Genomic DNA, 6,400 nt, shown 5'->3' with positions numbered 1-6,400 from the left:
CCATCTCCCCCACAAGGGGGGAGATCGGCAAGTGGCTTGAATTTCCCACCGATCTACCGTTTCGTCGTGCTGGACGCTCACTGTTTGGGAAGCCGGTGAGCCCAGCCGATCTCCCCACCTGTGGGGGAGATGCCCGGCAGGGCAGAGGGGGGCCGGCACGGCACGACAGCCAATGTCGGACGTTACCTCAGCTCATTCCCGGCCCGCACCACACCTTCTCCAAAACGGCGCAAACCCGGTCCGTCCCGGTCGAGCGCGAAATCCTCGAACCAGTCGCGATGCATGCCGGCGAGCATGGCGCCGATCATCTGCGCGGCGAGATAGGAAAAGGTAATGCCGTTGCCGCCGTAGCCATAGGCGGCGAACACATGCGGCGTCTCCGGCACCGGACCGATCAGCGGCAGACCGTCGGCCGTCTCGCCGAAAGTGCCGCACCAGGCGTGTTCCACCCGGATATCCGCTTTCGGCCACAGCCGCTTCATCTTCTCCTGGATTGCCATGGTCTTGGCCGGCAGCTTGCGGTTGCGCGCCTCCGCATCGATCGTCTCGTCATCCTCGCCGCCGGCGACGATGCGGTTGTCCGCCGTCGTGCGCATGTAGAGATAGGGGTGGCTGTCCTCCCAGATCAGCGCCCTGTCGCGCCAGAAATTTGCCGGGTCCTGCGGCACGGTGGCGAGCGCCCAGCTCGAACTGACCCGGTGCAGCTTCGGCATGACGAGGCCCGGCATCGAATAGCCGGTCGCCAGCACGACATGCCGCGCCTCGATGAAGTGACCCCCGTCCGTCTCCGCTGTCACGTGATCGCCTTCGCTGTGAAGCGTGGTCACGGAAGCACTCATCAGCCGCGCGCCGCGCCGCACGGCCATCTCGATCAAGGCCCAGGTCAAAAGCAGCGGATCGGCCTCCGCCGAACCCGGCGAATAGATCGCGCCATCCCTGTCGAGCTCGAACTGTGTGAAGAGATCGGGATGTTCGAGATAGACGCCGGGCAGGCCGGCCCGGCGGCGAAGCTGGCGTTCCTCCATGAGGTCTCGCGCACCTTCTCGGTTGGCGGCGAGATAGAGCGTGTTGCGCGGCCGGAAGCCGCAGGCGATCCCGTTGGCGGCGACCAGCTTGGAAATGCCTGCGACCGCAGCACCACTGCGGCGATAGATACCGGCCGCACGCTCGAAGCCGTAATAATCCTCGAGTTCGGTCAGCGTGCTGTCGATTTCCCATTGCAGCATCGCCGTGCTCGCCACGGTGCTGCCGAAGCCGGGCTCCTCCCGGTCGACGAGCGCCACGGAAAAACCGCGGGCCGTCAAATGTTCGGCAACCAAGGCACCGGTGATGCCGCCGCCGACTACCGCGACGTCGGTGGCAAAGCTCTGCTCGATCGGCCGCCATTCCGGCCGTATGCCGCTTTTCCCCCAGAGAGAACGGCCGCTCACCATCTGGTCGTGATCGGATTCGGTAAGATCGAGATCAGATGCCACGGACGTCTCCCCGGTTGATCATTTCGGCAATTGCGGCAGCGGCTTTTCCTCGATCAGCAGTTCGTCGATAACAGTCATGACGATCAGTGAAAGCGGCAGCGCCAGCATGGCGCCGACGGCTCCCCACATCCATGTCCAGAACAGGATGGCGAGGAAGACGACGAAGGGATTGATTTCCAGCCGCCGTCCCATCACTGCGGGGAAGATCAGGTTCTCCATGAGAAGATGCACGGTGAAGAAGGCTGCGGCCGGCATTAGGCCGATGACGATGCCATCATGGGTCAGGATGCCGGCGACCGCGACGGCAAGAGTCATCAGCGTGATGCCGAGATAGGGGATGAAGCTCGACAGGAAGGCAAAGAAGCCCCAGAGCACCGGGGCCGACAGTCCGCCGGCATAAGCGATGACGGTCATGACCACGCCGAGCCCGACATAGATCAGCGAGGCCGTTGCGAAGTAAAAGCCGAGCACCTGCTCGACAGCATTGATGACACGGATCGCCGCCAGACGCTGCGTGCGGGTGCGGAAGGTCATGATGATCGTCTTGCGCAGGTTGACCCGACCAGCGAGGAAGAACAGCAGCGCCGCAAAGAAGATCAGTCCCTGCACCAGCGCCGGCGTCAGGCTGGTGGTCACCACATGCAGCACATTGCCGGTATTTTCGAGCAGGGCACCGATCGACATCGACCCACTTTCGAATGTCGCCGGCGTGATATGCAGCCATGTGATGCGTTCCAGATAAGGCATGACGCGGTTGATGGTTCGCTCGGCGAAGGCGGGGCCTTCATTGGCAAGCGTCATTAGCGGGTCGGCGAGCGAGTTGATCAGCAGGAAGATCACCAGGGCCACGCTGCTTGACAGGATGAAGGCGTTGGCAAGCCGCGGCACGCCCATTCTGCTGAGCTTTTCCGCCGCCATGCCGAGGATCATGCCGACGACGACGGCAAGCGTGATCGGAATGAGGATCAGCGACATCAGGTAGACGGCGGCGAGGAAGAGAATGCCGAAGATGCCGATGATCGCCCAGGCCATGCTGACATCGAGCCCGTCCTTTTCTAGCCGGTGCAGCGGTGGCGGCGGCAGTTCTTCCGCAGCCTCTTTCAGCGATTGTGCCCAGGCGCTGGTATGGCGTTCGCCGATGGCGATCTTCTTTGCTTGTTTGCGGATGCCATTGGCGATGCCCATTGCGGTGAGGTCCCCGAAGCCCCAGTGCTTCGTGACGGAAACGCGCCGATGCCGTTCCGGTTCCCCCGCGCTCCAGCGCCTGTGTGCGGTAGCGGACATTTGTCGAGCCGGAGCCTCCGGCAGCACGAGCGGCCATCATGCGCATATTAGGCTTCGCGCCGGAACAAGTTTTCGGTCACGGGAGTTCGGCCTCGGAAGGAGTTACAGCTATGACTGCAGATCGAGATCAGATCAAAACCACCGAGACCTACGGCACCGAGCCGCCCTATGCGGACAAGGCGACGCTTGACGCCTCCGACCAGCGGCGATGGTGGGCCTGGGGGATACTTGGGGCGGGCTTGGCGGTCTTCATCATCGCCGGCGTCAGTGTCGCAATCTGGCCCGACCCCAGCAATAATGATCCAACGGCGACAGCCTCGACCAAGCCGGACCCGATCAATACGCAACCATCCGGCCCCGGCGCCTTCAACAACGATCCCGCCTCCGGCCCGGCAAGGCCTCCGGAAGCTGTGGATCGTTCACCATCGCCCAGCGGAAACGGTGGTGGGCCGACGCAGGTCACGACGCCATCGGGTGCCGAGAAGGTCCAATAGCCTCTTCGGATCAAGCCGAAAGCGTCATCAAATCGAGAGCGTCAGGCCGATGCCCCATGGATCCCTGAGGAACACGCCGCCGTCGCGCTTTTCGCTTTTGATTTCGAGACCGTCGAGCTTGGAGACCGCCGCATCCAGCGTCGCCTTGTCGTTAAAACGGATCTTATAGTCCGAAAGCCCGGTCATATTGCCGGTGCGTGCCGTCGCGCCGCGGCTGTTCCAGATATTGGCGCCGAGATGGTGATGGTAGCCGCCGCTCGCAAAGAAACTCGCGCCCGGATAGCGCGCCATCAGCTTGAGGCCGAGGACGTCGCGGTAGAAGTCGTCGGCCTGCGGGATGTCGCCGACCTGCAGATGCAGGTGGCCGATCGCCGTCCCCGCAGCCATGCCGTCCCAGCGATCGTCGGGCGCGCTGTTGTAGAGTGCCTGCAGGTCGAGGCGCAGCGTCGCCATCTCCACCATGCCGTCCTGATGGAATTTCCATTGTTCGTGTGGCCGGTCGGCGTAGATCTCGATGCCGTTGCCTTCGGGATCGGAAAGATAGATCGCTTCGCTGACGAGATGGTCCGAGGCGCCGTCGAGCGCGACGTTGTTGTGCGCCGCATGGCGCAGCCAGCGTGCGAGTTCCGTCCGGTCAGGCATCAGGAAGGCAGTGTGGAAAAGGCCGGCGGCATTGCGCGGCGCGATGGTCGCATTCTTCGCAGTGGTCAGCGTCAGCAAAGGCAGGTCGCCGACACCCAGCACTTCGCCGCTCGCCGTCTTCTCGAACACCGTCAGGCCAAGCATCGATTGGTAGAAGCCGGAAACCAGACCGAGGTCGGTCACGACGAGATGCGACCGGTCGATATAGGCGGGCCGCGTCAGCGCATAGGAAGTTTCGGTCGTCATGGCTTGTTCTCCTGCCTCTGAATTGGCCCGTAAGATAGAAGGCGTACCGGCGGTGGCGGCAAACATGCCGCCTGTGGCAAGCCCGAGGAAGTTTCGCCGGTTCATTCGCCTCTGATCTCCCCCCGGCTGCCGTACTTGACCCCTATATGGCGCATTCCGATTGTTCACAGAAGACCCGTTTTTGACGATGAAGCGTTGAGCAGATGTTGACGATGACTTGCGCCCACTTGATCGCGATCAATGCGATCATATCTCCATCAGAGGAACTTATATCTCAGTCATGGAGGGAAGCCATGTACAGGAAGATCATCGTAGCGATCGCGCTCGGCGGCATCGACAAGGGAGAAAAAATCCTTCGCAAGGCCGCGTCTCTGCTCGACGCAGGCGGCGAGATCATCGCGCTCAATGTCGTCGAGGATGTGCCGAGTTATGTCGCGATCGAACTGCCGGCCAATATGGTCGAGGACGTCATGAAGGATAGCCGCCAGCAGCTGGAAGCGCTGCTCGCCGCAGCCGGTGTTGCGGCAACTGTCGAGATCCGCAACGGCCCGCCCGCCAAAGCGATCATCTCGGCCGCCGAAAACCACGGCGCCGACCTGATTATCGTCGCCTCGCACGTTCCCGACTTTTCCAACTACTTCATCGGCGCCACTGCCGACCGGGTCGTGCGCCATGCCAAATGCTCGGTGCTGGTCGACAGGCAGAAGGTTTGAGTTTGCACCCTGCTGCCTGTCACGAAGATTTACCGCCCGTGCGCTTTGCCGCAGTTGCGCGCCCGTCCGTTCGATGCGACGATTGCAATCGGGTATGAAACGGATTGGCGTGCATGGGCGAGTTCAACGGCATTCGCTGGGCTTATGATAGATATGAATTGATCGCCGACGGTATCGTCCATGGCGTCGGTCTCGTGCTGGCGCTGATCGGGGCTACCGCGCTGATCTTCTACGCCACGGTCTGGAGCTCCTATGGCGCGCTCGCCGCCGCCTGGATCTATGGCGTCGGGCTGGTGCTGACGCTTGCCATTTCCTTTTCCTACAACGCCTGGCCGGTCTCGCGCACGAAATGGTATCTGCGCCGCTTCGATCATTCGGCGATCTTCCTCCTGATCGCCGCCACCTATACGCCGTTTCTCGAACGCGGCGCCGACGACCCGCTGCTCTTGTTCATGCTGGTCGCGATCTGGCTGTTTGCCGCTGTCGGCATTGTCTTGAAATGCGTCTTTCCCGGGCGTTTCGACCGTCTCGCCATCCTGCTTTATCTCGCCATGGGCTGGAGCGGCGTGCTGGTGGCCGAGCCCGTCGCCTCGCGCATTCCCGCCGCCTCGATGCTGCTGATCGTCATCGGCGGCGTCATCTATTCGCTCGGCGTCATCTTCCATGTCTGGGAGAAGCTGCGCTTCCAGAACGCCATCTGGCACGGCTTCGTCGTCACCGCCGCGGCCGTGCATTATTCGGCCGTCTTCACCTGTTTCAGCCTGTCGGCGCCGGGCCTCTGAACGACTGATGTGCCGGAGGTCGTCGGTCTTTCGCATCCGCCGTTTACATCTTTGCAGGCGGGGCGTATGCCCGCCTTCGCAAACAATATGAACCCGAGCATCATGACAGACGCTGTCCTCCTCCGCGACGCCACCGAAGCCGATCTTTCCGCCATTCGCGATATCTACAATCACGCCGTCGAGCACACGACGGCGATCTGGAACGATACGGTGGTCGATCTTGAAAATCGGCTGGAATGGTTCAGGGCGCGCAAGGCGCGCGGCTTTCCCGTCATCGTCGCCGAACTGTCGGGCAAGGTCGCAGGCTATGCCTCCTATGGCGACTGGCGGCCTTTCGACGGCTACCGCCACACGGTCGAGCATTCCGTCTATGTCGACAAGGATTGCCGCGGTGCCGGGATCGGCGAGCGCCTGATGCGGGAACTGATCGCGCGGGCGGCGGCCGGCAATATTCATGTGATGATCGCCGGCATCGAGGCTGAGAACACGGCCTCGATCAGGCTGCACGAAAAGCTTGGCTTCCGCATCGCCGGCAGATTTTCCGAAGTCGGCACCAAGTTCGGCCGCTGGCTCGACCTCACCTGCATGGAGCTTCGCCTGCCCGGCAAGGCGGGTTGACCCGCCTGCCTGCAAATCCGGACTGGTCCGGCAAGTTGCCCGGACTGATCAGGCAAGCCATTGTGAACGGCGCGCGCCATCTTTTTATTGTAGTCTGAGCTGTGTAAGAAAGTGGACGGCCTGCTTCGCCAGAGGCGGCCTGAATG

Annotated in this window: 7 protein-coding genes; 4 read left to right on the top strand and 3 right to left on the bottom strand. The window is 62.3% G+C overall.

Going from position 1 to position 6,400, the window contains the following annotated elements; all coding sequences use genetic code 11:
* Positions 1-182: 182 nt before the first annotated feature.
* Together V8P77_RS22030 and V8P77_RS22025 are read right to left on the bottom strand one after the other, a co-directional pair.
* Entirely contained in the window at positions 183-1,475 is a 1,293-nt protein-coding gene (locus V8P77_RS22030) for an NAD(P)/FAD-dependent oxidoreductase (protein ID WP_335914235.1), read from the bottom strand.
* An 18-nt stretch (positions 1,476-1,493) separates the two neighbouring features.
* Positions 1,494-2,660: an AI-2E family transporter gene (locus tag V8P77_RS22025; RefSeq protein WP_335914243.1), complete on the bottom strand. Its 1,167-nt coding sequence runs from the start codon at positions 2,658-2,660 to the stop codon at positions 1,494-1,496.
* Positions 2,661-2,869: 209 nt separating this feature from the next.
* Between V8P77_RS22025 and V8P77_RS22020 the strand changes: the two genes are divergently transcribed.
* A complete protein-coding gene (locus tag V8P77_RS22020) occupies positions 2,870-3,253 on the top strand; it encodes a hypothetical protein (RefSeq protein WP_335914234.1) in 384 nt (127 codons plus the stop codon).
* Between the two features lie 27 nt (positions 3,254-3,280).
* On the opposite strand, the gene V8P77_RS22015 is transcribed toward V8P77_RS22020, so the two are convergent.
* A complete protein-coding gene (locus V8P77_RS22015) occupies positions 3,281-4,141 on the bottom strand; it encodes a VOC family protein (protein WP_335914233.1) in 861 nt (286 codons plus the stop codon).
* Between the two features lie 293 nt (positions 4,142-4,434).
* Here V8P77_RS22015 and V8P77_RS22010 point away from each other — a divergent pair, with 293 nt between their 5' ends.
* The 3 genes from V8P77_RS22010 (at position 4,435) to V8P77_RS22000 (ending at position 6,254) form a co-directional block, all read left to right on the top strand.
* Positions 4,435-4,854 carry a universal stress protein gene (locus tag V8P77_RS22010; RefSeq protein ID WP_335914232.1) on the top strand — a complete coding sequence of 140 codons (420 nt, stop codon included), beginning with the start codon at positions 4,435-4,437 and terminating at the stop codon, positions 4,852-4,854.
* Positions 4,855-4,967: 113 nt separating this feature from the next.
* A complete protein-coding gene (trhA, locus tag V8P77_RS22005) occupies positions 4,968-5,636 on the top strand; it encodes a PAQR family membrane homeostasis protein TrhA (RefSeq protein ID WP_335914231.1) in 669 nt (222 codons plus the stop codon).
* 66 nt (positions 5,637-5,702) lie between these two features.
* On the top strand, positions 5,703-6,254 hold the full coding sequence (locus tag V8P77_RS22000; RefSeq protein WP_335914230.1) for a GNAT family N-acetyltransferase: 552 nt from the start codon (positions 5,703-5,705) through the stop codon (positions 6,252-6,254).
* Positions 6,255-6,400: the final 146 nt, after the last annotated feature.

Source organism: Rhizobium aouanii, assembly GCF_037002925.1.
GTDB lineage: Bacteria > Pseudomonadota > Alphaproteobacteria > Rhizobiales > Rhizobiaceae > Rhizobium > Rhizobium aouanii.
The sequence above is the reverse complement of the archived record's forward strand: the minus strand, read 5'-3'. Positions and strand labels throughout refer to the sequence as shown.